Consider the following 25,509-nt stretch of genomic DNA (forward strand, 5'->3'; position numbering starts at 1 on the left):
GCGATAGTCGATGCGCGCCTGTTCGGCATAGGCACCGCCGCCGACAACGCCCATCACTCGATCTCCGATCTCATACCCTTGTACCGAATCACCTATGCCAATGACCTCCCCGGCGATCTCTAATCCGATGATGGGTGAGTCTCCGAAATGTGGATGGCCATACCCGCCCGTGCGGTGGGTTAAGTCAGCCCGGTTCACACCGGCGGCATAGACCCGTACCAGCAAGTCAGTCGGACGTACTTCAGGGGCGGCAACCTCGGCTAACTCCAATACATCCGCGGCGCCAAATTCCTTGATTTGAATAGCTTTCATAATTAATTGCTCTGCGATTCGGTAAAGGTGGCATTGGCGATAGCGGATGCGGTAATCGCCCCTGGAAAGCCGACGTAGAAGGCTAAATGTGTGATCGCCGCGGCAATTTCGTCATGGGTTACGCCATTGCTGATGGCTCGGCGCAGATGCGAAGGCAGTTCTTCTGTGTGACCGCCCGCTATCAACGCGGCCACTGTGATCAGGCTACGATCACGTGGCGACAGCGCCGGATCACTCCAAACCTGCGGATAAAGTGTTGAGTCAACAAACTGCGACAGTTTGGGAGTGAAAGCCCGAGCCGCTTCACGTGGGCTGCTGAAATTCAGAGTGGACATGTTGATGCTCCTTAAACCTGACTAATAAATTTGTGGGTCAGATAGTGCTCGATACCTTCAATGCCGCCTTCGGAGCCGTGACCGCTTTCTTTCAGGCCACCAAAGGGCAATTCTGTGGCGACAATCCGGTATTGGTTGATACCGATCATTCCCGCTTCCAATCCGTCAGCGACGTCTATGGCGATCCGTGCGTTGGACGTAAAGGCATAAGCGGACAGCCCGTAAGGCAAGCGGTTTGCCTCCTCCAGCCCATCGCTCAACTGCTCGAAAGGCATTAATACGGCGATAGGTCCGAAGGGCTCTTCATGCATGACCCGAGCGTGCATAGGTACATCTGCCAGGACGGTGGGCTCATAGAAGTAGCCGTTGCCTTCAAGACGTTTGCCTCCTGCCAGTACACGGGCACCTTTGGCGACGGCATCTGCCACCAACTCCTGCATTTTGGCCAACTGCCTTGGATTGGCCAGCGGACCCACTTGGGTTTCAGCGTTCAGACCATCGCCTATTTTCAAGGCGAGGGTGGCCGCCACGAAGTGATCGACAAAGGAGTCATAGGCGCCACGTTGAATCAGAAACCGGGTGGAAGAAATGCAGACTTGGCCGGTTCCACGGAAGCGGTTGGCGACGCCTTCGACGGCTGCTTTTTCAATGTCAGCATCGTCAAAAACCAACACCGGCCCGTGCCCACCCAATTCCAGCGTGATGGGCTTGACGCCCTCGGCAGCGCGGGCTGAGAGCAACCGCCCAATAGGCACTGAGCCAGTGAACGTGACCTTACGAATAATAGGGGAAGCGATCAAATGGCTAGAAACCTGATCCGGGACGCCAAACACCACTTGCAAAACACCTTTAGGCAACCCTGCATCGTCAAGGGCGCGTGCCAATGCCAGTGCCGTGGAGGGGCTTTCTTCACCGGGTTTGAGAATCACACTGCAACCTGCGGCCAGCGCTGCCGAGAGCTTGCGCGCCGGAGTAATAGCGGGGAAATTCCAGGGCGTGAATGCCGCGACTGGGCCAATGGCTTGGCGTTTAACCATTTGCAACACCCCTGGACGATTGGCCGGCACGACACGCCCATCTATACGGCGAGCGCTTTCGGCGAACCACTCGAAGTATTCGGCGGCACGCGTGACCTCGTCCATGCTTTCAGACAGTGGCTTGCCTTCTTCCAAGGTCATTTGCAGGGCGATGTGTGGCGCCCGCTCAAGAATCAGATCCGCAGCGCGTTTAAGCACTTTGGCGCGCTGATCGGGAAAGGTGTTGCGCCATTGCTCAAAGCTCAGCTTCGCCACGTCAAGCGCGTGATCGAGATCGCTTGCGGTGGCGAGTGGGACACGCCCGATTTCAGCTTCGGTCGCTGGGTTCACGACGGCGGCGGTTACGCGGCCTTCGGCACTGATCCATTGACCGCCAATAAACAGATACAGCGGATCGTAAGACGACTTCATGGGGGGTTACCTCGACTGGATTGATCAAACGTTCTGCACCATTCGGCGCTTGGCTGCGACTCCTGAAGGAGTGACTCAAGCGCCCTGTGCAACCCAGTCTATGGATTAACAACCTGTCGATTTAGACGGCCAGAAGGGAATCACTGTTGTGTACAGAGGTAATATCGAGCATTCATTAGAGCGTGTAGCATCTGCCAAGCTCGGCAGCGCCGTGCTGTTTTTGGAGCCGATAGATAGGCCGTAAACGGGTAATTTTGAGCGGCGAACATCTGCAATCAAGCCAACAGGAAGGTCTGGATGGATAAGCTTTCGAACATGTCCGTGTACGTCAAAGTTGTCGAGATGGGCAGTTTTACTGCGGTGGCTAACCATCTGGACTCCACGGTCGGCAATGTATCGCGCTCGGTGTCAGCCCTTGAGAAGGTGCTTGATACACGGCTATTGCAACGCTCTACCCGGCGGCTGTCCGTCACCGATGCGGGCCAGCGATTTTATGAGCGTTGCACCAAAATTTTGGCCGACCTTGAGCATGCAGAAGCGGAAGCTAGCAATGCCGCGTTAAAGCCCAGAGGGACGTTACGGGTGCATTGTGTGCCGGGGCTCGCGCGGCATTTGGTCACCTCTGCCGTGCTCGAATACCGCAGGGAGTTCCCGCAAGTCACGGTGGACTTACTGCTTTCACAGCGTATGCCGAACCTGCTGGAAGACCAGTTGGACATCTCCATCCTGATTGCGCGCACGCTACCCGATTCGGCTTATGTCAGCCAAAAGATCGGTATTAGCCATTGCGTACTGGTGGCCTCTGCAGAGTATCTGCAGCGATATCCAGCGCCCATGACCGCTGCGGACCTCGCCGACCATCAGTGTTTACTGCTGGGCACTGTCGATTATGTCCGAGATGAGTGGCAATTGAAGGGTAAGAGCGGGAACGTCACGTTTATCCCACAAGGCCCCAGCTTCAGTGTCAATGATATGGACGCCATGGCGGTGGCCATTCGAGAAGGTGCTGGGATTGGTTTAATGGCGGGTTTTTCGGCCATTGATGACTTGCGCGCAGGACGGCTTGTACGGGTGTTGCCCGAGTACCACACCCACGAACGCAATGTTTACGCTGTTTACACATCTCGTCAGTTCATCGACGCCAAAATCACTCGCTTCATTGAGAAGTTAAAAAAACGTGTCGGTGCTGAACTGATGAAGACCGCTGAAGAACTTATTGTCTGACAGCGATTACTTGAACTTGGACCGAGGGGGAGTTGCAGTGAAGCTTACTGCCCTCGCGCCCAATTAACCCCCGCAACCTCGAAGTCGCTTGCAGCCGCAAGTGAGTGCATTTTGGCGCCTGTCATTTTCATTGCGTACGGCTCAACAGCTTGAACACACGTTCGGCCGCACTATGATGTCGATCATAATCAAAACTGTTGACACGTTTGATTACGGACGACATCATAAAGCCGCATTCTCGCAGGTTACATCGACTATCCAACGTTGACTGAAAGCAACGTTCATTAATCGCCAATCGACCCCCTCATCTGAGAACAACGCCATGAGCACTCCCACTACCGTTCTGATTACAGGCGCTTCCACGGGCATCGGCGCCACTTACGCTGAGCGCTTTGCACAACGCGGACACGACCTTGTGCTGGTCGCCCGGGATAAGCGCCGACTGGACGCGCTCGCAGCGCGACTGAGTGAAAAACACTCTGTCGCGGTTGAGGTCCTTCAGGCAGACCTAACCCAAGACAGCGACTTGGCGACTGTCGAGACGCGTCTGCGCGACGATGCTCGTATTGGCATCTTGGTCAACAACGCAGGCGCTGCACAGTCGGGGAGTTTTATCGAGCAGTCCAGCGACAGCGTAGCTCGCTTGGTTGCACTCAATACGACGGCATTGGTGCGGCTGGCCACTGCCATCGCCCCACGGCTGGCAAAAGCGGGCGACGGTGCGATTATCAACATTGGCTCAGTGGTTGGCTTAGCCCCTGAGTTCGGCATGACGGTCTATGGCGCGACTAAAGCCTTTGTGCAGTTCTTGTCACAGGGCATGAGCCTGGAGCTGTCGCCGTTGGGCGTCTATGTGCAAGCCGTCTTGCCTGCTGCCACTCGCACCGAAATCTGGGAGCGCGCGGGCATCGACCTTAATAGCATCGCTGACATCATGGAGGTCGGCGATTTGGTCGATGCGGCGCTGCTCGGTTTTGATCGTCGTGAGCCGGTGACGATTCCCCCCTTACAGGATGCGGCCCGCTGGGATGCTTTGCAGGCTGCACGGCAGAACTTGCTGTCGCAGATTCGACAATCTGAGGTCGCCGAGCGCTATAAAATCCCGGCGTAAACATTGTTCCTCACGGTGTTTTCCGCTCCCCTATGCAGTGCACAGAGTTGACGCATCATGAAGGCATTTTTAATCGAGCGTTACGGCAAACAAGCAGGACATATCGCCGAGGTTGCCGCCCCGGAGATAGGTGACCACGACGTTCTGGTTCAAGTCCATGCGGCAAGCGTGAACGTACTCGATACCAAGATCAGTACGGGCGAGTTCAAACTGATCCTGCCGTATTCGTTGCCGCTGATTATGGGCAACGACGTTGCAGGTGTCGTGATGAAGGTCGGGGCCGCTGTTAAGCGCTTTAGGGCAGGTGACGAAGTTTACGCCCGCCCTCCTCAAGATCGCATCGGCGCGTTCGCTGAGCGCATTGCCGTAAAAGAGGACGCGCTGGCGTTGAAACCGCGAAATATCACGCTGCATGAAGCCGCCGCGCTGCCCTTGGTCGCGCTGACTGCTTGGCAAGTGTTGGTTGAAACGGCAAAGGTGCAAAAAGGCCAAAAGGTGTTCATTCACGCGGGCTCCGGTGGTGTCGGTAGCATCGCTATCCAACTCGCTAAGCATTTGGGCGCCTTCGTCGCAACCACCACCAGCACTCGCAATGTGGAGTGGGTCAAGGCATTGGGAGCGGATGTTGTTATCGACTACACGCAGCAGCACGTCGAGAAAACGCTGCGAGACTACGACGTCGTGTTGAACAGCCTAGGGGCTGATGAGCTAGAGAAGTCGCTGGCCATTTTAAAGCCGGGCGGCCAGCTTATATCCATCTCAGGGCCGCCGACGCCAGCGTTCGCCCAAGCGCAAAAACTGCCTTGGCTGGTGGGCGTGGTCATGCGCATGTTGAGCAGCGGTATCCGCCGAAAAGCGCGCAAAAAAAACATCCGTTACTCGTTCGTTTTTATGCGCGCCAGCGGTGCTCAATTGGATGAAATGACAACACTGGTTGAGGCCGGAATTATCAAGCCGGTCATTGATCGAACCTTCCCTTTCGAATCCACAGCCCAAGCGTTGAGTTATGTCGGACAAGGACGATCAAAAGGTAAGGTCATCATCGAGATCCGCTAACACCCTCGGTCAAAAACGGAACGAAGCGCCGTATGCAGATGCCGGCAAATGGTTGGCACCACCGGTTTGTAATCGCGAGCGCAACGTTCCGTTCTGCGGCTGGGTACGATACAAGCCGCGTTTTTGCAGCTCAGGAATCACCAGTTCGACGAAGTCCTCAAGGCTACCGGGGCTAATCAGCGGGTTGAGCATGTAGCCGCTGGTGCCGGAGATCCGGGCGTGCTCTTCAATGCGCTCGGCCACCTGTTGCGGCGTACCCACCAAAATTAAATCACTGCCGCGGGTAACGTTGGCAAAACGCTGTTTAACATCGCCAGCGGTCAAGGGCTTGCCACTGCCATCTGGACGCATCACATAGGAGGTCATACCTTCGGTGTGCGTGGACAACGCGTCGCTGTCCGCGTAACGGCTAATGTCGATACCGGTGTCACCGGCATAACTCACCAGTTGCGCCTGCAAGTGATAGTTGCTTTGCAATTCGTCATATTTGCGTTGAGCTTCGATCTCGGTATGGGCGGTGACAATGCGCAAAACGGTCAGTGATTTAACATCATCAGCGTGACGCCCCCGCGCCTCGGCCTGCGCCCATATGTCTTCTAAGCCTTGGCGAATTTCCAACGGGTTGGACTTGGCGACGAAAATCAATTCGGCGTGCTTGGCCGCAAATTCGCGCCCCCGACCCGACCATCCGGCTTGGATCAACAACGGTGTGCGTTGCGGTGAAGGGGACGTCAAGTGCGGCCCGGCCACCCGATAATGTTCGCCAACGTGATTGATCGGTCGCACACGATCACCTTGGGCATAGACGTGGCGAGACTTGTCGCCCACCACGGCATCGTTTGCCCAACTGCCCTCCCAGAGTTTGTACACGACATCGAGAAATTCTTCTGCGCGCTCATAACGGTCATCATGTTTGATCATCTCTTCCAGGCCGAAGTTACGAGCAGCGCTATTTAGATAAGAGGTCACAATGTTCCAACCGACTCGGCCATTGGTCAGATGATCCAACGTGCTGAAGCGTCGGGCATGGGTAAAAGGCTGCTCGTAACTGGTCGTGACCGTAACCCCGAAGGCTAGGTTTTCTGTCACCGCTGCCAGTGCCGGAATGATCATCAATGGATCGTTGGCCGGTGCTTCTACCGCCCACTTCATGGCCGCGTCTGCATTACCGCCAAACACATCGTAGAATCCCAACACGTCACCAAAAAACAGCATATCCAGATGCGCTTGGTCAGCGATGCGCGCCAAGTTCGACCAATACCCCAGCGAGTTAATAGTCAGTCGTTCATCAGCTGGGTGCGTCCATAGGCTCGGTGCGCCGCCACAGCCAACACTGGCTTGCTCGTACAACGCAAACAACAACGGTTTTGGATCAGACATCGTAGTACCTGTAAAAAGTCATTAACGGGCAAGTTCGGCTTTGTAAAACCACGCGTCTCGGTATCGCAGGCGCGAGCCGGCTAGATCGGGTAGGAATCAGGAATAGTTTTGGCTGCGAATTGAATAGATTAAAACGCACTATAAAAATAGTTTGTACTGCATTTATGGAATAAAAGGCAGCGTTAAAGCTATATGGGGTTCAACGCTAGAGGCGCGCACTTGGCGCTGTTGAGCCGAGCCAGCTTGGTGTCTAAAGCTTTACCCATGAATAGGTTGAATAGACGGGTTTCAGCTTTTCAAATGCGAAATTGTCTCGAGCGCGTAATATTTGGTAAATCTTAGGGTCTGTACGACAACGCTGCTTGCTAAGGAAGCACTTATGTCGATACGCCCTTCACTCTGCTTACTAATGCTCCCGCTGTTTACAGGGTGCCAGTATTTGCCTCACACCTATTACTTCACAGCCCCTGAGCATGAGCCAAACCCGGCTTGGATACGCATCGTCGACTTCACTCAGCATGCCGATATTTATCAATACGAAAACGGCGTACGCTCAGGTGGAGTCGTTCGCACAGGCCCCCTTCCCTTTATCAACACGCAGGATGTGGGCATGCCTAAGGCCGGGCAAAATTTGACCTTCGATTACTATGAAACCCCCGTCAGGCCCGGTATCGAAACCCATGTGGGGATGTTTTGGGAGGGGCCGCGGACGCAGTCTTGCTTCGTCACCGTGGAGTTCACACCACAAGCCGGGCGCTATTATCAGTTCCGTCTGACCTCAGGCTCAAACGGCACCTGTACGGCATATCCTTCGCTGATTGAGCGCGACAAAGACGGTAATGGGTGGCATCTCACGCCGAACCCAGATGTGACCTACTCACCCGCTGGACCGAAAGCCAAAATGTATTACAAAAACGGCCGCTTTGAAGACCCTGACTACCAGCCACCTGCAGGGCTTTACCCCGGGATGTAGAGACACACCCTAGGGCTATAGGCGGCACGCTTATGTGGGGGAGTCGCCCGTAATCAGCCGCAACAGCTCGTGTGCCAACTCAGAAGCTTCCTGCTGGTAGCCTTCGCGCCAGCAGGCCGCCCAATCTTGAGGCTTGCCCTGCTCTTCCCACGCAGCCAACGCTAAACCGTTAATGATTTCTAGTTCAAACCATTGCTGCTGCCACGCGTCAGCGTCCGTCACCAGCGCAGTGTCTTGCCATAAGAATTCAGTGTCCGCAACAAATTGGTTCCACAAAAAAAGCGCTTGTGAAGCCTTTTGTCCCTGCGCGATCAATTGCGCTGCGTGCATCTTACATACCTGCGTATTGTTGATAGATGGCTGCATGGTTAAGCAACCTCACTAACTCGCGTTAGAGAGCTGGATACAGATGCAGAAACTGGCTAGCACCATCCAAAAAATCACAAATAACCAAGGGGTTCTCATCGAAAACATCAGCGACTTTCGATAGCCCTTTTGGCTGGATTCTTTTTCATTAAATAAGGGCGAATCATCATAGGCATTGCCCATTACCGGATCACTGCGCAACAAGTGGCTCTGTTTAAAATGCCAGTGATCAATAATGACCCACGACGCCCGAAACCCTGGCCATGCATGCAATGAGCTGAAGATGCCCAAAACGGCCATCATGGTCGGCACGATCAGCGTGAACAGCTCCCCCCATCGAGGGTTGAGATTAGCCATTGAAGAGGCAAACGCAATGACCAAAAAAGACTGAGCCGTCAAATAGGCGTTGGTTCTGTTTGAGAGCAAAGTGGTTTCATATTGAATTTCTCTACGGTAGAAATCCAAACGATCTTTCGGCGTACCGAATAATAAAATGTCTGCCGGTGACTCCTGTTGAAGATGAGAACCTTCAGTAATGATCTTGGACACAGTATGTCTCCGATGGGCTGAATCCAATTAGAAGGTTTTTTCTTTATGAGGTTCATTCCATCTCATCGCCTGATGAGCGCTCATAACCCACTCTTTGAGTTCATACAAGCAGCGTTGAAGAAAGCCCAGCGGGTCACCAGCATGCCAATTGACCATTAAAAACGCGCTCCGCTCTACACTCACTCAGCAAACGATTGCGGCCTAGAGACCTTAATGTATTGAAGGCACCCTGCACGCATATCTCTGGAGAACTTATCGGCAACGGCCATTTTCTTGTCCTCAGTGCTTTCAATAGGATAGGTTTCGGCCAATTGGAGAAACTTCACTCTGATCTCTTTCTGGCTCGCCGAAGGAGCAGAATATTCATCAGATGGGTACGATAGAGGCTTGCCCATCTGCCTACTGTACATAATGGCCGCCGCGTCCAGACCGCCCTGCTGACAGAGGTTCGACTCAGCAGCGTTAAAGCGAACCGTCTCCCCACTCATATACCAAGCCCATGCATTAGAGCAGGTAATTAAGGCAGTACTTGCCAACACTAACGAGGTCATCTTGAACTTCACGGCGTGATCCCTCACAAAAAATCGCGATGCTAGCACACGAACGTAGTCGGGCATCCAGCGCGAATGGACATGCCAATCACCGGACTCAGCGATAAGGATTAGATAATGCCCAAGAAACACACTGCAGCATCGACGCAAGCGACTGCCGCGGATATAGAGCGTTCCATCCTAACGCTCAACACAATGGCTGAACGCCTTTGGGGTGAAGGTCGAGAGACCGAAGCCAAGGCTTTGCTGGATGCGCTGGATGCGTTAAACAGAGCCTTGGACAGAATTCGGATCGGTGAAAGCCGCCGAATTGGAACTCTTCACTGAGAGAAGCAGGTCTACCACGATCCAAACACCTTCGGTGAGCGAAGGTCCAAGAGATCACCAGAGGGCAATGTCATAGGTGAGGTAAACTCGATTGCTGTCTCGGCCTCGGGAATAATCAGAGCGATAAACGTAGTTACGTACCTTCACGCCCAAACCTTTGAAAGTGCCTTGCTGTACAACGTAGGCCAGTTCGGCATCACGTTCCCACTCTTTAACCGTCGTGTTGGACTTGCCGTCATTGCCGCTCAAGTAACGCGTAGAAAACGTTAAACCGGGAACGCCTACTGCCGCGAAGTTGTAGCCATAGTTGAGCATCCAAGTGTTTTCATCCGCTTCGATAAACTTGCCAATCCCGGCGTTACTGAACGAGTACACCGTTGCGCCGCTGATATAGGGCAAACCGGCGTCGCCACTCAGCGTCTGGTATCCACCGCCGAAGGTATGCCCGGAAACGACATAGGACAACTGCCCGCTCAGCATGTTGTTGTCGATCTTACCGCCATAAGAAAAACCGCTGTCGACACTGTTGAAGTAGCGCAAATCACTGGTCAGAACACCGCTGCCCAAGAGTAGATCGTGTTGGATGCCGGCGAAATGCTGACGATAAAAGTTCTCCAGCTCGCCGTAGAAGTAACTCAACCGAACGCGCTTGCCCAATGTGTATTCAGCTCCCGCATAGCTAAAGTCGCCCGACTTTTCACCGCCGTAACCATTGGGCACAATCGGCATGCTGTTACTGGAATCACGCAGCTTGAATCGACTCAGATGCCCCCCAGTCAGGGTGAGGTTTTCAATGTCGACGCTGCTGATGTGTGCCCCTTGGTAAGTTTGCGGCAACAAGCGCGCATCGTTATAGATCAGTACCGGGGTTTTGGGTAGCAAGGTGCCATATTTGAGCGTGGTCTTGGCCAGTTGAGCCTTGGCAGTCATACCCAGACTTGCAAATTCGTCAGCCGCACGACCGTCATCATGCACGGGTAACAAGCCTGTACCACTGCGGCCACGACCTGAGTCGAGCTTGACCCCGAACAGGCCAAGAGCGTCCACACCAAAACCGAGCGTGCCCGACGTGAATCCCGACTGGTAATCCAGCAATAACCCTTGGCCCCACTCGGTGCGTTCGCTCTTCGCTGTCATTGCGGATTTAGCACTCAAACCGTGCTCATCGCGGAAGTTTTCATTGAAGTAGACGTTACGCAATTGCAGCTTGAGTTTACTGTCGTCGATAAATCCTTCTGCGCTGGCAGTGGTTAGCGGCAACAGACCTAAAAGTGAAAACAACGCCCGGCGGCTATGCAAAGTGATCATTGGCAAATTACTCATTGTTGTTATTTTGGCTGCAGCACGTCGCGCACCTCATTGATGAGGCGCGTTATGAAAGAACAGCTAACGAAGTTGAATCAGGTGAAGAGGCTGAGTGCGCCGGTCAATAGGGCTATCGCCGTGATGACCAAGGAGGTGAGAACCGCCCATTTGACGGTGGCTTTTTGGAAGTCGCCGATGTCGCGATCTACCATCCCCACCAGCAATAAAGTCGACGCCACGAGAGGACTCATCAGGTGAACGGGTTGGCCGAGTATCGAGGCTCGGGCTATTTCGACCGGGTCGATGCCATAAGCTGCAGCGGCATTAGCCAAGATCGGCACAACCCCGAAGTAGTAAGCATCGTTGGAAAGAACAAATGTCAGCGGCATGCTGGTGATCGCCACCACCAGCGGGAACAGATGCCCCCAAGATGGCGGAATCCATTCAACCAGCGATTGCGCCAAGGCATCGACCATTTGTGTCCCCGAAAAGATCCCGGCAAAGATACCGGCAGAAAACACCAACAACACCACCGTCATCGCATTACCAGAGTGGGCAAGAATGCGCTCCTTCTGAATATCTAGTTGCGGATAGTTAATCATCAGGGCCAGCACAAAACCGATCAGGAACAGGATCGCCGAGTGCATAAGACCCATAACCAGCGCGACCATTACCGCAGTCACCAACAATAGATTTATGTAAGCCAGTTTTGGCCGCTTGTACGGGGTGTCGCCCAAAATCGCGTTGATGTAACAATCCCCGCCGCCGCTCTTTAGCTGCACATTACCGATACGCTTACGCTCGCCGCGCCCCAGTAAGAATGCTGTGAACACCACCCACAGGGCGCCACCGATCATAGTGGGCAGCAAAGGCACGAAATACTCGCCGGCATCTAAGCCCAGTGCCGCAATCGCCCTAGTCGCGGGCCCTCCCCATGGGGTCATGCCACTCATAATGCTCAACGACAACATGGCAATAGTCGCCAAAATCATTGGGTTCATGCCGATGCGCTTGTACAACGGCAACATTGCCGCGCAGGTGATCATGTAAGTGGTTGTACCGTCGCCGTCGAGGGCGACCAGCAGTGACAGTAGCGCAGTGCCAATCGCGATTTTCATCGGATCGCCGTTAACACGCTTGAGGATTTTACGAATCATCGGGTCGAACAACCCGGCATCAATCATGACGCCAAAGAACAGGATGGCGAACAGCAGCAGCGCAGCCGAAGGCGCAACCATCTTTAGGCCATCGAACATCATCTTGCCGGTCGTGCCGCCAAAACCGGCAATGACCGCAAACACTATCGGCACCACCGTTAAGGCGACAATGGGCGACAGGCGTTTCGACATTATCAGGTAGGTGAAAACCACCACCATGGCCAAACCAAGAAATGCGAGCATAGTTCAGTTCTCTTGTTCTTATTAGTAGCGTGGTCAATGCGCAGGCGCACGACCTCGAACCCGCCAGACGTTACGACTAACCGTACCTGGAGGAGTTAAATAAAATGTTTCTAAGGTGTTTCAGTTGAAGCGGGTCAGAGGTGTTGCATGACCTTACCGACCGCCAAGTTCTCACGCTGAGAACGGCAATGGCTTATGAATGTTATCCGGCAAGTCGACGGGAAGCCGTGGCATAGACGAAACCAGAAAACAGCCTGCGCGATGTACGCACCACTGAGGCGCGAATGGTCTCGCCTTGATTGCCGGTGTAAGACAACACAACATCTATCCCACCACTTGGGTGCTCAATGCGTACGTGCTTTAAGCGTGGTTCACTCACCCCACCCAGCAATTGCGCGACCACACTGCCTTCAGTGACACAGGCGGTGGCAAGGCCGATGGAGCCAGTGATCGCCAAGGCGCGGTGGCAGTTGTGGGGCATGAAATAGCGCACTTGGAGTGTGCCGCCCGCTTGTGCAGGGGCCACCAGTACCGGCTTGGGAATCACTTTGTCGCTGACATCACCCAGCCCCATTGCAAGGCCAGCTTGCAACCGCAAGGACTCTAGGCGAGCCAAAAACGCTTGGTCAGCATCCAGTTCAGCCGGACTCTCATCGCCGCGCTTACCCAGTTGGCCCGCTTCGACAATCATCATCGGCATTGCCATGTCGATGCAGGTCACTGGAGTTCCGTCGATCAAATCCTGTGGTTGCCCGGTCGGGAAGAGTTTGCCGGTCTTGCTGCCCGCAGCGTTCAGGAAGGTCAGCTGTATAGGAGCGGCAGTCCCCGGCACACCGTCAATGGCGGTATTGCCTTCATAGCTGACCTTGCCACCGGGTGTGTGTACCTCAGCGTTTATAAAAGTCCCTGTATTGAGGTTGCGAATACGTACACACGTCAGGTCTTGGAAGGCTTTTACCAGCCCCTCCTCAATAGCGAACGGGCCAACCGCGCATAGCATATTGCCGCAATTAGGCGCGGTATCAACCCGGCGCTGGGAAACCATGACTTGAACAAACAGATAGTCGATATCTGCATCTGGGTGCAGCGACGGGCTGACGATCGCGACCTTGCTGGTTTGTGGGCTACCGCCACCGATGCCGTCAATTTCCAGCTCATGGCCAGAGCCCATAAGGTTGAGCAGCAACTCGTCACGATCATCAATCGCGGCAGGTAGATCCCAAGCGAGAAATACTGGGCCCTTGGAAGTACCACCGCGCATTAATACACAAGGAATTCGTTGCATAAGCCTGACTCTTATTGATCAATCGGTTTGATTGATGTCCTGCCAGCAAGAGTCGCAAAGTTTAAAAATTGTTTCCAATGCAAATATCAGCCGAATTATTGCGTTTTGCGCATGAAAAAATTAGGCTGATCGACGCGACTAACGCGGGTTGGCGGGGGATAAAGCAGTGAATTACGAGCTCAATGACATTAGATCTTTCGTGAAGATCGCTGAATTTGGCAGCTTCCATGAAGCAGCTGAAGCGTTGCATCTCTCTCAACCCGCGCTGAGTCGCAGGATGAAAAAGCTTGAAGAAGGACTGGGGACGGCCCTTCTAGATCGCACCACGCGCAGGGTCAGCCTGACCAGCGTGGGCAGAGACTTTCTGCCCAAGGCTCGGCGCTTACTGGATGACTTTGACGATTCGATATTGAACATACGAGAGCTGGCGGAGCGCCAGAGCGGCCGTGTCACCCTCGCCTGCATTCCTACCGCGGCCTTCTACTTTCTGCCTTCGGTCATCCGCCTGTACAACGAACGATACCCACAAATTCGCATCCGCCTGCTGGATCTCAGTGCGAACGAGGGGCTTGAAGCCGTTCTGCGAGGAGAAGCTGATTTTGGCATCAACATGATGAGCGGCCAGCATCCAGACATAGAGTTCGTGCCGTTAGTCAACGAGCCATTTGTTTTAGCGTGTCGACGCGATCATGAGCTAGCACAACGCAACGCTGTCACGTGGTCCGAACTGAGCAATTACCGCCTTATTGGCGTCGGTCGGCTGAGCGGCAACCGCATGCTGCTGGACCATGCCCTGTCAGGCTTGAGCTGGCGCCCACAGTGGTTCTATGAGGTTCAGCACCTGTCTACTTCGCTGGGTCTTGTAGAGGCTGGGCTGGGCGTCTCGGCTATGCCAAGCCTCGCCATGCCTGCTGTGGATCATCCAACCTTGGTAAGCGTACCGTTGATAGAACCTGTGGTTAACCGATCGCTGGGATTGGTCTACCGCAGAGGCGCATCCTTGTCTCCGGCTGCGGAAAAATTCGTCGCCATACTGCTTGAACAGTGGGAAAAGTGATCCGATCCAGCCTATTTGGGTCGCAAGTCCGGCTACCCGCGATCACGCACCGCAGAAGCTCGAGCGTGCGACAGGCGCGAGGTCTGTACTGCATCACCTGAGGAATCAGTATGCCCGGCGATAACTATGCTCACCGCGACGATCAGCAGCTACAGCGCTCTGCGACGCCTTTTGCCTTCACGGCGAGCGCTAACAAATCGGGCATTGGGCCGCTGGCAAAATCACATTCCAGAGCACCGATCGACAGCACTTCATCGGCGTAGGATGCGGAAGAAACCCGGGTTGTCATCAATGTCTTCCACGATCACTTTTGCGTCGCGCAAAGGATGTGAAGCCTGAAAGTTGTCGCCCGGATCGGTCATTTCGGTCACCCATCCCATTACCACTTGCTCAATTCCAGCTCAAGCAAGCGCCGGAACGGTATCAGGACAATTCAGCCCTAACTAGCATGCGGCTTAACGTCGCAGCAAACAGCTATTGGAAAATTCTGCACAAGCCTTAGAATCCCGCGCTCGCTTGATGCCATGGGTAAAGATGGCTGACAGCTTGAGGACTATAAACGCGCACCTCAATAGCGGGGCACACCTCCTCAGCGTATGCCCGACGCAACTGCTCTGCCCTTTGCGTGAGCGCTTACACGACACACGTAAAGTTGGCACCCGCATGCGCGCGGGCGCCTGTTTTGCTGTTCAATTTCTAGAGGTCTTTATGTCTGCGCGTTTGCTGGCTATGGCGCTGGCGCCCCTGCTCGGGCTGTTCATTGTTGCTTTGGGCAACGGTTTCCTTTCATCCCTAACCACCCTTCGACTCGATGCGGCTGGCGCATCGACCACGATGATCGGAATTGTTTCATCAGCCTACTTTATCGGCCTGACGCTAGGGGCAGTCTTCAATGACCGGTTGATTTTGCGCATCGGACATATCCGCGCCTACGGCAGCTTTGCCTCACTGATCGCGGTGACCATCTTGTTGCAAGGGTTGTTCTACGACACGTGGGGATGGTTCGCGCTGCGTCTGATCAACGGCTGGGCCACGGTGGGCGTATTTCTGGTGATCGAAAGCTGGTTACTGCTGGCCGGCGATGCAAAGATTCGCGGGCGCCTGCTCGCGCTCTACATGATCGTGCTGTATGGGGCGGGCGTGCTAGGACAGGCCGCTCTGGGAGCAATCACCGGTATGAGCGACAGCGCACCGTTCATGGTGGCCGGCATGCTCGCTTCGTTGTCAGTCATGCCAATCGTGATCCTGCCGCGGGTTTCGCCACTGCTGGATCAGGTCGAACCCCTCAAACCACGGCAACTGCTGGGCGTAACGCCGACCGGGCTGGTCGGATGTTTTGGCTCGGGCATCTCGATCGCGGCTATTTACACGTTGTTGCCGCTGTACCTGCAACGCGCTGGTCTAAACATAGGTGAAATCGGCAGCATGATGGCTTGGACGATCCTAGGCGCCATGCTCCTGCAATACCCGGTCGGGCGCTGGTCCGACCATAAGGATCGCTTGCAGGTGCTGACCATTTTGGCACTGGCTTGCACTGGATTGTCGCTGGTAATCGTACTGCTGCCGTTATCGTCGATGATGCTTGCCGCGATGTTGTTTCTGCTCGGAGGCGCGGTTTTCGCGCTTTACCCGGTTGCCGTCAGCCATGCCGCTGACCGCGCCCCAGCCGAAGCGTTGGTGCCTATGATCCAAGGCTTGCTGCTGATCAACTCGTTGGGTTCAGCGATCAGTCCGATGATGATCTCGCCGGTGATGAACTCATTCGGCGCAAATGGCCTATTCTGGGTATTCGCAGTGGTTAACCTGTGCATGGTCACCTTCTTCTTCTGGCGACGTGGCAAACGTCCGATCCCGGCTAATTCCGCACCATTTACAGCGGCTGCAACATTCTCGCCGACTGGCGCTGAACTACGCGTCACTGAAGATCTACGCCAAGCAGCACAGGATCATCCGCCAATGGTCGATGCATTGAGCGGTGAGCCAACTGCCACGTAACTAAGTGAAGAGCGAAAGCGGCATAACCAATCATCTCAACGGCCGGGCCTGACCCGGCACACATCACTAGGCAGTGTCATTTGTTCAGGCTAATAAACCAATCCAACACATTGATCACTTTCAACAGGAAAAAACTTCAGTAGAAGCGTTTTAAGCGGGTAATTCTGCGACTGAACTTCGTAAACAATCTGAGTAAACCTATCTGCATCAGATCCATTACCAGCGTTTGACGCCTCAGACACTTTGACCAATTTAACTTCAGAAATATCACCCACCAGTGAACGAATCCGACTCCAACCAGTTAGCGGGTAATCCACTGATTTAAGGCACAGTAGCGATTGCCACTGCTCTTTATCTCCTTGCTCATAGGCCGAAATCGCCTGCTGAGCCAGCGTTAGCGTGCCTTGTACGCCCGGGAGATCAGGCACTGAGCTTGAGTTTTTCTGGGTTGAACAACCGGTAGCGAGCAAGGACAAGAGCAAGATTGATTGCCCTGTAATTACTAACGACGTTTTAAACGGCATACGCTTTCGCATCCTTTCCTTATAAGTCGTATTCCAAACACCAAAGATTACCGAATAGATCGGCAATAAGCCCGCTCTGAGCGGGCTTATCTTTGCGAGCAGAAAATAGCATTGAGCTGGCCGAAATACGTGTGTTCTGAGAGCTATAAACAACACACAATTGCAAACCACTCGCCATTTCGTTACTTAGAGACCATCTCTTTAATCGTGCCAGTAGGGACGCTGATCAACATATATTTGCCTTTGATCTCAACCCACTGCTCATGCTCGCCAGGCGCTTGAAGCTTGCGATTTTTCCAATCTTTGATTTCTAAGCTCTCACGCTGATACTCAGCAGGGACGATGTCCCCAACCTTCATTTCCACTGCTCCGGCGCCTGGGCGATCCATAGTCACGCTAGGCTCATCAGCGGCGTAAGCAAAGCTGCACACGGAGCAAAACAGCCCCATGGATAAAGCGGCAAGTTGTTTCTTGTAAGTCATCATGATTCCCTCGATAGATGTAACGGAGCGGTTATCTTGATCAATCCTCAGCCAGATAGGCGTAGTACTCAGACTGGGCTTTGAGATTCATTAGCCCGCTCATAGCGCAGACGTCGCATACCCAATCAAGCTGGCTATATAGATAGGTCACCACAGCTCTGCGCTCGCTGGGGTGGTATGAAGTTGACCGATATCCGCGGGAAGCGTTCACTGAAAATTAATGAGTGAGCGCTGTGAGAGGGTTAATCCATAAAGGGTTGCGCTGGAACTGTCCCCCCCTCCAAACCCCAAGTAGTTGAAAAAGCCAGCGTGTGTAACTCAACAGGGCTAGATGCATCGTCAAAAGGTAAGGCTCGGGCAGACTGCATGAGCGCGAATCGGCATCACTCATCCGTGATCGAGAGGGAATACCATGAACGCCATCGACCTTCTGAAAACCGACCATGAAAAAGTAAAAGGCATTCTTAGCCCGTTAAGCGATTCGACTGATCGAGCCGTCAAAAAACGCATGGAATTACTAGAAAAGCTTGAGCTGGAAGTGAGCATTCACACCCAACTCGAGGAGAAAATTCTCTACCCTGCCTACAAAACTGCAAGGGGTAAGGCGGAGGCTGAAATGTACTATGAAGCCAAAGAGGAGCACCGCACAGTTGACTCATTGGTCTTGCCAAATCACAAAGACACGGACCCGACAAGCCCAGAATTTGCTGGCCGCGTGAAAGTGATCAAAGAGCTTCTGGAACATCACATTGAAGAAGAAGAAATGTTCCCTCATGCGAAAAAGATTTTGGGTAAGGCCAAGCTAGATGAGCTTGGTGATCAAATGCTTACCCTCAAAACAAGCTTGAAGAAAAGTATGACCCCATCAAAAGCTGCTTAATTCTCAATGTTCAAATTAAATGCATGGCCCGCTATCCTGCGGGCTTTTTGCTATCTGGCGCTACCCGTTAATGTTGGCCTTATGACATGCAGTGATCAACACCGTGGCCAAGTCGGTCATTGAAAAGCAGCGTGTCCGGCTCCGCGCCCGTCCACGTCATAGACGCCGCCGATGCCTGCGCACTGCCAGCCGCAAACCTTGGATTCCGTCCAGAGCTTAGGGTTACAGCCCCTTGCGGAGAGATCTCTGCTTTTCGGACATTCGACGAGACTCTGACGCCTACTGACGGCATAACCTGTTCGGCCCTTCATCGACCCGGTTACGGCGATTACTACTGCTACCGCTGCTATCAGAATCCGCATGTCGTTCCCTCTCAGGGTTGACGGGGCTTTAGCATTGGGGAGTTGATGCAAAAGCCCAGCGCGAGGGCTGGGCTTTCGGTTGATCATCGAATCAAACCGCGTTGAGGTGCTCAACCATATCTGGGAAGCGCTGAACCAGCTTGATCAACAACGCCGCCTGGGCGCTAGGCTTTGACTTCGACTGTCCCAGCTCTTCAGCGTGTCCGGGCGAAACGATGGCGATGTATGTGGCCAGCCTGTCTTTGGGGTTTGCCCTCGGGCCGTTCATTCTGTCCTGGCTAGAAATGCGTCGTCGGCAGCATTCTTTGTCGGCAGTTTGATTACAATGCTCGCCGGCCTCTCGCTGATTGGCTGGCTCGCCGACCGCATGGACCGCCGTCGCCTGATCATTGTGTTCTCGGCGCTTTCAGCCGTTGGCGCGCTGATCTGGCCATTGGCACTCACTGATCGCTGGCTTTCGTATGGGTTGTTATTTGTCTGGGGCGGTGTATTTGTCGGTATATATACGGTGGTGGTGACTCAGGTCGGTGAGCGTTAAGCGGCACCGAACTGGTCGGGGTTTACAGCGCACTGTCGGTTGCATGGGGTATCGGCGCACTGTTGGGCCCGGTATTAGCTGGGATCTCCATGCAGTTGGGTCTACACGGTTTGCCCCTGCTTACCGCCGCTTTGTGTGCTCTGTTCACGCTGTTTGCCGTCATGCGCACACAGCACTCACACACTCCTCCGCAGACTTGAACCCTCTGCGTCATGGCATCGTTGTCAGGAAATCAGCCATGATGTAAACCATTTCCACATTTTGAATCGGAAAAACACCAGTGATACTACCGAGGGCTCTACTACAGGCTGCCAGCTTATTAACGTGGGCATTGGTCTATTACGTGACGGGCATCATTTCACTCGAATTCGATGATCCTATTACCCAGGTAGCTGTGGTGTGGTTCCCTGCGGGCGTGGCCGTCGCAGCGTTCCTCATCTCGCAACGTTCAGGCTGGCCACTGCTGTTTGCGGTACTGCTGACCACGCGGATTTACCTAGACTTCCACTGGCGACACGATTGGGCCTCCACGCTTGTGCATTCCTGCCTGGCATTGAGTGCGGCGATTTGCATTGCTTGGCTGGTGCGCCGTTTCTCCCGGCGCAACGACTATTTGCACGCCATTGTGCTTTGGATAATTGCCACCGTGGTTGTGTGCGGGGTGGAGGCGGCATTGACCGGAACCTGGCTGTCGTTCACGCGCGATGTGCCACTTCAACGTCTGCTGTGGGTGACCTGGATCGCCAACATTACCGGGGTGATTTTCGCCACGATTGCGATAATGAGCCTGCTCCATGATGATCTAAATGCATGTCGCAGCGGGTGGTTGGCCAGGCTCACGGGAGCGACCGCGTTTGTCCTGATGTGCCTTAGCACCTGGTTTATCTTCGGAGTCAATTCTCACTGGCTGAAGCCCGACGTTACCGACTCGGCCGGCTCCGCGATGAACTTTGCGCTGGCGTGCATTCCTATCATCTTCTGCGTTGTCGTTTCGGTCACCTGGGCCGGGCGTGGTGCGACTCTGGCGTTGCTGACGCTGGCAACGCTGGTGATTCATAACACTGACAACGGCCAAGGGCCGTTTTTCCTCAAGGGGCTTAACCCGGATGAACCGCTGCTGTTGGCCCAGTGCTATTTGTGCGCAACCGCCTTGTTGATCGTTTTTCTGCGGGTGCTGTCCAAGTCAGCGCGTCGTTACGACCTCGACACTGGCCGGGCGGCGGGTGAAGGGGTGATGTACAGGTTGCACCCCGAGTCAGGGGCGATTTACTGGGACGATAACCTGCGTGAGGTACTGGGCATCGAAGCGCCGGTATTGTCCACCTTCAATGACATAATTGATCGCGTACACCCCAAGGACCGGGAAAAGCTTCGGCGCCATTGGTCGATTCAACAGCGCAGGCAGGGCGGCGCCTCACTGACGTTCCGCATAACTGCGCAGGGTTCGGATACCCGGGTTATCTGCGACAACACTCCAGGTTTGATGGCGGACTCGACTGGCGAAGTGATCGTGGGCAACTGGCAAATCAGTCACTACAAATAATCATGCGCGACCTCGATTGGCAGCGTTGGCAACAAGGAAACATCTCATGATTCAGATCGCATTGATGCTATTCGGAGCAGAGTTCGTCCGCTCCAAAGCCAAGGTGATTGGCTGCATCGGTTTGCTGTGGGGCTTGATGGGCTTGGGTGTGCTGATCGACGGCATGGACGGAGTGTTGTATTTCCCGATGAAGGCGTTCGGCATCCTGCTCTTGCTGGAAAGCCTGGTTACGCTGAGCGTCGCGTCGAGCGGAATCGGTGCGCAAAAGGCCGTGCTGTTTTTCAAGGGCGGCGTGTGTTTCTTCGTGTCCCTGTTGATTCTGACCAACAAGAACTACAGCAACCTGTTACTGGCGATTATTTTCGGTTTCTCCTACTTCATCTTCGGTTTGCTGGTCATCACATCCGCGTTTGTCGTCCGGTATCCTAATTGGCGCCTGTCAGTCGTAACCGGCACTGCCAAGGTGATCTTCGCGCTGCTGCTGTTCACACCCTATCCCGTCGGTTACCAGTCAACCGTCTCGTTTTTCATCGGCTCATTAATGATCGTAAGCGCAATCAGTGCCCTGCGCGTGGCCAGACGCGCCAGCTTACTGGTGCGTGGAACGTCCTCCTTTGAGTTGCTGACGCCCACGGCACCTGTGCTCAACATAACCAAAAAGGCGGCAGTCAAACCGGCACTTGCTCAGGTTTCTATCACCCCACTAATTCATGAGCCGTTGGTGGTGCATATCTGGACGCCGGAAGGCACGGCGGAGAATACCCCGGTACGAAGACCGGTCATCAATCGTTACATCGCCGCAGTAGACAGCCAGGGTGTTATTTCCACCGGGCACGCAGCCCTGGAGTTGCAACCCTCGATCTATATCAGCCTGTACCCTGCCGCTGATATCGACCGCTCGCCCTCGGAGTTTTTCCGCATACTCAAAGCGACCAAAGACAATGACGTGCCGGGTACTTTCCAGCCTGACTATGAGAAAGAGGCGGCAAATTGGTGCGAATCGGACCGCAAAATTGTATTTCATTACTTCAACAGAAGTGCCCTTGAGTATTTTTGGCTGAACTACAGCCTCGATAACCGCTACAACTTAACCTACCGTAACTGTTCAAGCTCAGTCGCTTATGCGCTGGAGGCGTCCCTCGACGGCGTGCTTGCGTTCCGTAGCGAGCGCTGGCGAGACTGTTTGCGGACCCTGTTCATGCCTGAGCTATGGATTGCGGCGCAGGTACGCAGACGTGCGCTGACCATGGCTTGGACCCCCGGTCTGGTGATGGATTACGCCAGGGCGCTGCGGGCCATCGTTCATCCAGTACCGCAGTCCTGGTATCAGCGCATGCCCTGGAAGGCGCGTCACCTTGATAGCATTTCGACCAACGTGACGGGCGGTCCGGATTCACCTTAAGGATTCTGAGGTCGCCGCAAACTAAAACTCACTCAAGTCAGCATGATCGCGGTTTGCGAATGGGCCTGCCCATACAGCACCGCGACGATAATCCCATGAGGGAGATCAGCAGCCTTGGCAGCGTCGATTGCCTTGGCGATCGCGCTATCCAGATCGACCAGGGCCTTGTTGATATCCTGGCCTATCGGCAGCGCGTGGCGCAGGCGGGTGACGTTGCTCATCTTCAATACCTCGCGCCACGATTTGGCACATTCGAAAGCGTGGCGCGGATTACAGGGATGCACGGTTGAAGGCTTCATCCGCCTTGTCGGCAGCTTTGTCGACAGTGGTTACAGCCTTCGAAGCCTTATCAGTTGCCGTGCCAGTCTGGCGAGTCAGCTCCTCAAGGCGCTTATCCCGCTGAGTCATGGCCGCGTCTCTACCCGCTGACATGGGAAGAGCAGTCAATTCTTTTTGGGGAACTGCCAGCGCACTTGCTGAAAATGGCTCTATCCAATGTAAACACAGGGACAAGAGAGCAAGAGGTTTGTAAGTTGCGGTGGGATTTGGAGATATATGTGCCAGAACTGGGGGTCAGTGTTTATCTGATCCCTTCGGACTTTGAGGGCCGAAACGAGCGATCTGGCGTGAAGAATAGGTGTTTCCTTACAACGCTACAGCCATGCACAGAATGAATGACCCAGCTTGGAAGAAGGCGCGAGTGAGAGCGGCGAAACTCTGGCAGGAAGAAAACCTTCGCCCCGCTCTCCCGGGCTACTTGTCTATCAGGGTTCACGATTTGAAGCACACGTTTGGCCGACGCCTTCGGGCGGCAGGTGTAACCGAGGAAGACCGCAAAGCATTGCTCGGCCACAAGAACGGCAGCATCACCAGTCATTACTCCGGTGCAGAACTGGATAAGCTGATAAATGCTGCAAATATGGTATCAGCAACCGACTCATGCGGGCCGGTACTGACAATTCTGAAGAGGAAGCAGGCGTGAAATTTGGAGAAGTCACGCAAAAGTCACGCACATGAAAAAGGCCAATGCGGTAAACATCTGCCTAAGTCATTGAAAAATATGGTCGGGACGGAGTGATTCGAACACTCGACCCCTAGCACCCCATGTTCGATCTTATAAAACCCTAAGTCATTGTAATAGATTAATAAATTCCTTCATCAAGGATCACAACATCAACGGTTTCTTGTGCATTAGCAAACGATAAACCGTGGCCTACAGGGTAGGTTTTGCGCAGATTTTGGCATGCCGTCACCCTAGCCTTAGTTTCTCAACACTAAGGACTGGCATTGCCTGGTGATCCTCAGCATTCGGCCAAAAACAGACATTCGATGCGGTTCTGTTTTCGCCCGATCCTTATGCTATTTGAGCTTGCGCTATAAATGGCTATTGCTTCCGTTAGAGTCTGGCACCTGGTTGGGGGAATTCACTTTCCCGATTTTTTAAGCGAGCAGTCTTGTGCACTCAATCCTCGTCCGATCGCTTTTCAATAAACGAGCCGCCAAATAGATGGCTTTTGGCCGCGTAGCTGATTAACATCGGGACGCCTCGCCTGCTTGCTGGTGCAGCCGCCTCACAGCACTGAACCAAGTTTGACAGACGCCAGCCATCTCTCTTCGGAGGTTGCTGTCCGGGTCGCGACCAAGATCGCCGTTAAGGCTTCGCGGTCTCCCGAAGGTTGGAGGTCCTCTGTAGCAGTTGGGTGAGAGTTCACTGGTGTCTCCCAACAAACAAGGAGTTTTTATGGCCTCGTCGTTTTACCGTAGGATTTACAGCGGGGATTCGTTGTATTCGGCCTGGAGGAAGGTCAAGGAAAGCGCCTTTTCTTCATCATCCGAAACTATCCGAAACGAAGCCAAGGATTTCGAGAGTCAACTCCCCAAGTCGCTTTCCGAGATTCAACGCGCGCTATCCAAGAAGACCTTTACCTTCCAAAAGCAGACCGGCGTGGCAAAAACCAAAGCCAACGGAAATTCGCGCCCGATTGTGCTTTCACCTATACCGAACCGGATCGTCCAGCGGGCTCTACTCGACGCATTGTCTCGTATTAAGTTCGTGAAAGAAACGCTGGCAACCCCTACGAGCTATGGGGGCATAAAAAACAAACGAGTCTCGATGGCGATAGCCGACGCGAAAGCAGCTATTGCAAAAGGAGCCACCTTCCATATCAGGTCAGATATTGCCGAGTTCTTCACTAGAATTGATAAGGCTCATGTGATGAGACTTTTGGCCCCTCACATCAAATGCCCTGACACAGTTGCTTTATTTCAAGCAGCTATTACCACAGAACTTGCAAATATTGACGTGCTTAGGCGACAGGGGCTCGATGAGATTTTCCCCATTGGGGTGGAGGGTGTAGCCCAAGGATCTCCCCTGTCACCACTCATAGCCAATTTGTATCTCCATGATTTTGACAAAACCATCAACGATGGTGAGGTCACCTGTCTTCGGTACATCGATGACTTCCTAATCCTCGGAAAAGATATGGGTTGTGTGGACCGTGCTTTTAGCAAAGCACAGACTGAGCTCAAAAAGCTCTCACTAGAAGCATACCGGCCCTCAGCCGCAAGCGACAAAGCCTCAAGGGGCACTACAGCTAAAGGATTTGATTTCCTGGGCTGCTTTGTTTCGGCAGGATTGGTTCAGCCGTCTGCAGGCACGAGGGAGCGATTCAAGAAACGGATCAAATCCGATTTAGACGCATCGATACGCATGATGAAATTCAGTGGTGACGCTGGAGATATATTCCCAAAGGGGACCTACTCTGGCGCGCTACAGAATCTCGACCGAGTAATTCTGGGTTGGGGAAAGGCCTTTTCCTTCTGCAGCAATGGCCATTGGGTAAAGAGCTTGGATGACTACATCACAAATACATTGGCGCAGTACGAAATAGAGAAAGCAAGTCTCTTTCAAAAAACAAATGGAACGGTTCAGCGTAGGATGTTGGGGGTAAGGCTGCTTGCAGCGGTCCACTCAGAGCGCAGAGAAACGGAGTGACCGCTTCTGGCCCAGAGTGTGTAAAAACGCCCGAACAAACCCTTGCTATGATTTCTGAGAATCTCATCGCAAGGGAAACCCATGAAACGATTTATCCAGGGTGAACACC

Annotated in this window: 26 protein-coding genes and 3 pseudogenes; 13 read left to right on the top strand and 16 right to left on the bottom strand. The window is 53.8% G+C overall.

Annotated elements, in window-relative coordinates; genetic code table 11:
* From AQS70_RS18630 to AQS70_RS18640, 3 genes are all read right to left on the bottom strand, one after another.
* Positions 1-312: alcohol dehydrogenase catalytic domain-containing protein (locus AQS70_RS18630; RefSeq protein WP_156355217.1), on the bottom strand; the 312-nt coding region annotated here is incomplete at its 3' end.
* Between the two features lie 2 nt (positions 313-314).
* Positions 315-647: a carboxymuconolactone decarboxylase family protein gene (locus tag AQS70_RS18635; RefSeq protein WP_055104221.1), complete on the bottom strand. Its 333-nt coding sequence runs from the start codon at positions 645-647 to the stop codon at positions 315-317.
* 11 nt (positions 648-658) lie between these two features.
* On the bottom strand, positions 659-2,095 hold the full coding sequence (locus tag AQS70_RS18640) for an NAD-dependent succinate-semialdehyde dehydrogenase (RefSeq protein WP_055104222.1): 1,437 nt from the start codon (positions 2,093-2,095) through the stop codon (positions 659-661).
* Positions 2,096-2,392: 297 nt separating this feature from the next.
* Between AQS70_RS18640 and AQS70_RS18645 the strand changes: the two genes are divergently transcribed.
* The 3 genes from AQS70_RS18645 (at position 2,393) to AQS70_RS18655 (ending at position 5,486) form a co-directional block, all read left to right on the top strand.
* Positions 2,393-3,319, top strand: coding sequence for a LysR family transcriptional regulator (locus AQS70_RS18645; protein ID WP_055104223.1), 927 nt, complete (start codon positions 2,393-2,395; stop codon positions 3,317-3,319).
* A 322-nt stretch (positions 3,320-3,641) separates the two neighbouring features.
* Positions 3,642-4,430 carry an SDR family NAD(P)-dependent oxidoreductase gene (locus tag AQS70_RS18650; RefSeq protein ID WP_055104224.1) on the top strand — a complete coding sequence of 263 codons (789 nt, stop codon included), beginning with the start codon at positions 3,642-3,644 and terminating at the stop codon, positions 4,428-4,430.
* Positions 4,431-4,487: 57 nt separating this feature from the next.
* Positions 4,488-5,486 carry an NADP-dependent oxidoreductase gene (locus tag AQS70_RS18655; protein WP_055104225.1) on the top strand — a complete coding sequence of 333 codons (999 nt, stop codon included), beginning with the start codon at positions 4,488-4,490 and terminating at the stop codon, positions 5,484-5,486.
* A gap of 9 nt (positions 5,487-5,495) precedes the next feature.
* Here the strand turns inward: AQS70_RS18655 and AQS70_RS18660 are convergent, their stop codons facing one another.
* A complete protein-coding gene (locus AQS70_RS18660; RefSeq protein ID WP_055104226.1) occupies positions 5,496-6,866 on the bottom strand; it encodes an LLM class flavin-dependent oxidoreductase in 1,371 nt (456 codons plus the stop codon).
* Positions 6,867-7,245: 379 nt separating this feature from the next.
* On the opposite strand from AQS70_RS18660, the gene AQS70_RS18665 reads away from it, so the two are divergent.
* Positions 7,246-7,839: a hypothetical protein gene (locus AQS70_RS18665; protein WP_055104227.1), complete on the top strand. Its 594-nt coding sequence runs from the start codon at positions 7,246-7,248 to the stop codon at positions 7,837-7,839.
* Positions 7,840-7,869: 30 nt separating this feature from the next.
* Here AQS70_RS18665 and AQS70_RS18670 read toward each other — a convergent pair whose 3' ends face one another.
* The 3 genes from AQS70_RS18670 to AQS70_RS18680 all read right to left on the bottom strand — a co-directional run bounded on the left by AQS70_RS18670 (position 7,870) and on the right by AQS70_RS18680 (position 9,317).
* Positions 7,870-8,169: a hypothetical protein gene (locus AQS70_RS18670; protein WP_055104228.1), complete on the bottom strand. Its 300-nt coding sequence runs from the start codon at positions 8,167-8,169 to the stop codon at positions 7,870-7,872.
* Positions 8,170-8,220: 51 nt separating this feature from the next.
* A complete protein-coding gene (locus AQS70_RS18675) occupies positions 8,221-8,754 on the bottom strand; it encodes a hypothetical protein (RefSeq protein ID WP_055104229.1) in 534 nt (177 codons plus the stop codon).
* Between the two features lie 179 nt (positions 8,755-8,933).
* Complete coding sequence (locus AQS70_RS18680; RefSeq protein ID WP_156355219.1) at positions 8,934-9,317, bottom strand: hypothetical protein; 384 nt, start codon at positions 9,315-9,317, stop codon at positions 8,934-8,936.
* A gap of 105 nt (positions 9,318-9,422) precedes the next feature.
* Here AQS70_RS18680 and AQS70_RS18685 point away from each other — a divergent pair, with 105 nt between their 5' ends.
* The gene (locus AQS70_RS18685) at positions 9,423-9,632 is read left to right on the top strand and encodes a hypothetical protein (RefSeq protein ID WP_055104231.1); all 210 of its coding nucleotides are present in this window, start codon (positions 9,423-9,425) and stop codon (positions 9,630-9,632) included.
* Positions 9,633-9,686: 54 nt separating this feature from the next.
* Here the strand turns inward: AQS70_RS18685 and AQS70_RS18690 are convergent, their stop codons facing one another.
* From AQS70_RS18690 to AQS70_RS18700, 3 genes are all read right to left on the bottom strand, one after another.
* The gene (locus AQS70_RS18690) at positions 9,687-10,940 is read right to left on the bottom strand and encodes an OprD family porin (protein ID WP_055104232.1); all 1,254 of its coding nucleotides are present in this window, start codon (positions 10,938-10,940) and stop codon (positions 9,687-9,689) included.
* 92 nt (positions 10,941-11,032) lie between these two features.
* Complete coding sequence (locus AQS70_RS18695) at positions 11,033-12,337, bottom strand: CitMHS family transporter (RefSeq protein ID WP_055104233.1); 1,305 nt, start codon at positions 12,335-12,337, stop codon at positions 11,033-11,035.
* Positions 12,338-12,539: 202 nt separating this feature from the next.
* Entirely contained in the window at positions 12,540-13,622 is a 1,083-nt protein-coding gene (locus tag AQS70_RS18700; protein ID WP_055104234.1) for a 4-oxalomesaconate tautomerase, read from the bottom strand.
* A 166-nt stretch (positions 13,623-13,788) separates the two neighbouring features.
* Between AQS70_RS18700 and AQS70_RS18705 the strand changes: the two genes are divergently transcribed.
* Positions 13,789-14,679: a LysR family transcriptional regulator gene (locus AQS70_RS18705; protein WP_055104235.1), complete on the top strand. Its 891-nt coding sequence runs from the start codon at positions 13,789-13,791 to the stop codon at positions 14,677-14,679.
* Between the two features lie 263 nt (positions 14,680-14,942).
* Here AQS70_RS18705 and AQS70_RS23430 read toward each other — a convergent pair.
* Positions 14,943-15,094, bottom strand: a pseudogene (locus tag AQS70_RS23430) (type VI secretion system contractile sheath large subunit); the annotation flags it as partial.
* A gap of 293 nt (positions 15,095-15,387) precedes the next feature.
* Between AQS70_RS23430 and AQS70_RS18710 the strand changes: the two are divergent.
* Positions 15,388-16,674, top strand: coding sequence for an MFS transporter (locus tag AQS70_RS18710; RefSeq protein WP_055104236.1), 1,287 nt, complete (start codon positions 15,388-15,390; stop codon positions 16,672-16,674).
* An 89-nt stretch (positions 16,675-16,763) separates the two neighbouring features.
* Here AQS70_RS18710 and AQS70_RS18715 read toward each other — a convergent pair whose 3' ends face one another.
* Positions 16,764-17,198, bottom strand: a complete 435-nt coding sequence (locus AQS70_RS18715; protein ID WP_055104237.1) for a hypothetical protein — start codon at positions 17,196-17,198, stop codon at positions 16,764-16,766.
* A gap of 182 nt (positions 17,199-17,380) precedes the next feature.
* Positions 17,381-17,683 carry an RcnB family protein gene (locus AQS70_RS18720; RefSeq protein ID WP_055104238.1) on the bottom strand — a complete coding sequence of 101 codons (303 nt, stop codon included), beginning with the start codon at positions 17,681-17,683 and terminating at the stop codon, positions 17,381-17,383.
* A 409-nt stretch (positions 17,684-18,092) separates the two neighbouring features.
* Between AQS70_RS18720 and AQS70_RS18725 the strand changes: the two genes are divergently transcribed.
* The gene (locus AQS70_RS18725) at positions 18,093-18,560 is read left to right on the top strand and encodes a hemerythrin domain-containing protein (RefSeq protein ID WP_055104239.1); all 468 of its coding nucleotides are present in this window, start codon (positions 18,093-18,095) and stop codon (positions 18,558-18,560) included.
* Positions 18,561-19,013: 453 nt separating this feature from the next.
* Here the strand turns inward: AQS70_RS18725 and AQS70_RS24245 are convergent.
* Positions 19,014-19,129: pseudogene (locus tag AQS70_RS24245) on the bottom strand (helix-turn-helix domain-containing protein); the annotation flags it as partial.
* 118 nt (positions 19,130-19,247) lie between these two features.
* Here AQS70_RS24245 and AQS70_RS23685 point away from each other — a divergent pair.
* From AQS70_RS23685 to AQS70_RS18745, 3 genes are all read left to right on the top strand, one after another.
* The gene (locus tag AQS70_RS23685; protein ID WP_055104240.1) at positions 19,248-19,460 is read left to right on the top strand and encodes a hypothetical protein; all 213 of its coding nucleotides are present in this window, start codon (positions 19,248-19,250) and stop codon (positions 19,458-19,460) included.
* 280 nt (positions 19,461-19,740) lie between these two features.
* On the top strand, positions 19,741-21,003 hold the full coding sequence (locus AQS70_RS18740; RefSeq protein WP_277620600.1) for an MASE1 domain-containing protein: 1,263 nt from the start codon (positions 19,741-19,743) through the stop codon (positions 21,001-21,003).
* 46 nt (positions 21,004-21,049) lie between these two features.
* Positions 21,050-22,405 carry a hypothetical protein gene (locus AQS70_RS18745; RefSeq protein ID WP_055104242.1) on the top strand — a complete coding sequence of 452 codons (1,356 nt, stop codon included), beginning with the start codon at positions 21,050-21,052 and terminating at the stop codon, positions 22,403-22,405.
* Positions 22,406-22,437: 32 nt separating this feature from the next.
* On the opposite strand, the gene AQS70_RS18750 is transcribed toward AQS70_RS18745, so the two are convergent.
* Together AQS70_RS18750 and AQS70_RS23690 are read right to left on the bottom strand one after the other, a co-directional pair.
* Positions 22,438-22,626 (bottom strand): hypothetical protein, encoded by a 189-nt coding sequence (locus AQS70_RS18750; RefSeq protein WP_055104243.1) that lies wholly within the window; start codon positions 22,624-22,626, stop codon positions 22,438-22,440.
* Positions 22,627-22,675: 49 nt separating this feature from the next.
* Positions 22,676-22,813 (bottom strand): hypothetical protein, encoded by a 138-nt coding sequence (locus AQS70_RS23690; protein ID WP_162233916.1) that lies wholly within the window; start codon positions 22,811-22,813, stop codon positions 22,676-22,678.
* An 11-nt stretch (positions 22,814-22,824) separates the two neighbouring features.
* Here AQS70_RS23690 and AQS70_RS18755 point away from each other — a divergent pair.
* Together AQS70_RS18755 and AQS70_RS18760 are read left to right on the top strand one after the other, a co-directional pair.
* Positions 22,825-23,387: pseudogene (locus tag AQS70_RS18755) on the top strand (site-specific integrase); the annotation flags it as partial.
* Positions 23,388-24,146: 759 nt separating this feature from the next.
* Positions 24,147-25,400: a reverse transcriptase domain-containing protein gene (locus AQS70_RS18760; RefSeq protein ID WP_055104244.1), complete on the top strand. Its 1,254-nt coding sequence runs from the start codon at positions 24,147-24,149 to the stop codon at positions 25,398-25,400.
* The last annotated feature ends 109 nt before the right edge of the window (positions 25,401-25,509 follow it).

Origin of the sequence: Pseudomonas endophytica (genome assembly GCF_001411475.1) — a bacterium.
In the GTDB taxonomy this organism is placed as follows: Bacteria; Pseudomonadota; Gammaproteobacteria; order Pseudomonadales; family Pseudomonadaceae; genus Aquipseudomonas; species Aquipseudomonas endophytica.

Bases quoted from the DNA above. Each gene is read 5' to 3' on its own strand.
- AQS70_RS18635 (WP_055104221.1), bottom strand. From the start codon at position 647: ATGTCCACTCTGAATTTCAGCAGCCCACGTGAAGCGGCTCGGGCTTTC.
- AQS70_RS18640 (WP_055104222.1), bottom strand. From the start codon at position 2,095: ATGAAGTCGTCTTACGATCCGCTGTATCTGTTTATTGGCGGTCAATGG.
- AQS70_RS18645 (WP_055104223.1), top strand. From the start codon at position 2,393: ATGGATAAGCTTTCGAACATGTCCGTGTACGTCAAAGTTGTCGAGATG.
- AQS70_RS18650 (WP_055104224.1), top strand. From the start codon at position 3,642: ATGAGCACTCCCACTACCGTTCTGATTACAGGCGCTTCCACGGGCATC.
- AQS70_RS18655 (WP_055104225.1), top strand. From the start codon at position 4,488: ATGAAGGCATTTTTAATCGAGCGTTACGGCAAACAAGCAGGACATATC.
- AQS70_RS18660 (WP_055104226.1), bottom strand. From the start codon at position 6,866: ATGTCTGATCCAAAACCGTTGTTGTTTGCGTTGTACGAGCAAGCCAGT.
- AQS70_RS18665 (WP_055104227.1), top strand. From the start codon at position 7,246: ATGTCGATACGCCCTTCACTCTGCTTACTAATGCTCCCGCTGTTTACA.
- AQS70_RS18670 (WP_055104228.1), bottom strand. From the start codon at position 8,169: ATGCACGCAGCGCAATTGATCGCGCAGGGACAAAAGGCTTCACAAGCG.
- AQS70_RS18685 (WP_055104231.1), top strand. From the start codon at position 9,423: ATGCCCAAGAAACACACTGCAGCATCGACGCAAGCGACTGCCGCGGAT.
- AQS70_RS18690 (WP_055104232.1), bottom strand. From the start codon at position 10,940: ATGATCACTTTGCATAGCCGCCGGGCGTTGTTTTCACTTTTAGGTCTG.
- AQS70_RS18695 (WP_055104233.1), bottom strand. From the start codon at position 12,337: ATGCTCGCATTTCTTGGTTTGGCCATGGTGGTGGTTTTCACCTACCTG.
- AQS70_RS18700 (WP_055104234.1), bottom strand. From the start codon at position 13,622: ATGCAACGAATTCCTTGTGTATTAATGCGCGGTGGTACTTCCAAGGGC.
- AQS70_RS18710 (WP_055104236.1), top strand. From the start codon at position 15,388: ATGTCTGCGCGTTTGCTGGCTATGGCGCTGGCGCCCCTGCTCGGGCTG.
- AQS70_RS18715 (WP_055104237.1), bottom strand. From the start codon at position 17,198: ATGCCGTTTAAAACGTCGTTAGTAATTACAGGGCAATCAATCTTGCTC.
- AQS70_RS18720 (WP_055104238.1), bottom strand. From the start codon at position 17,683: ATGATGACTTACAAGAAACAACTTGCCGCTTTATCCATGGGGCTGTTT.
- AQS70_RS18725 (WP_055104239.1), top strand. From the start codon at position 18,093: ATGAACGCCATCGACCTTCTGAAAACCGACCATGAAAAAGTAAAAGGC.
- AQS70_RS23685 (WP_055104240.1), top strand. From the start codon at position 19,248: ATGCTCGCCGGCCTCTCGCTGATTGGCTGGCTCGCCGACCGCATGGAC.
- AQS70_RS18745 (WP_055104242.1), top strand. From the start codon at position 21,050: ATGATTCAGATCGCATTGATGCTATTCGGAGCAGAGTTCGTCCGCTCC.
- AQS70_RS18750 (WP_055104243.1), bottom strand. From the start codon at position 22,626: ATGAGCAACGTCACCCGCCTGCGCCACGCGCTGCCGATAGGCCAGGAT.
- AQS70_RS23690 (WP_162233916.1), bottom strand. From the start codon at position 22,813: ATGACTCAGCGGGATAAGCGCCTTGAGGAGCTGACTCGCCAGACTGGC.
- AQS70_RS18760 (WP_055104244.1), top strand. From the start codon at position 24,147: ATGGCCTCGTCGTTTTACCGTAGGATTTACAGCGGGGATTCGTTGTAT.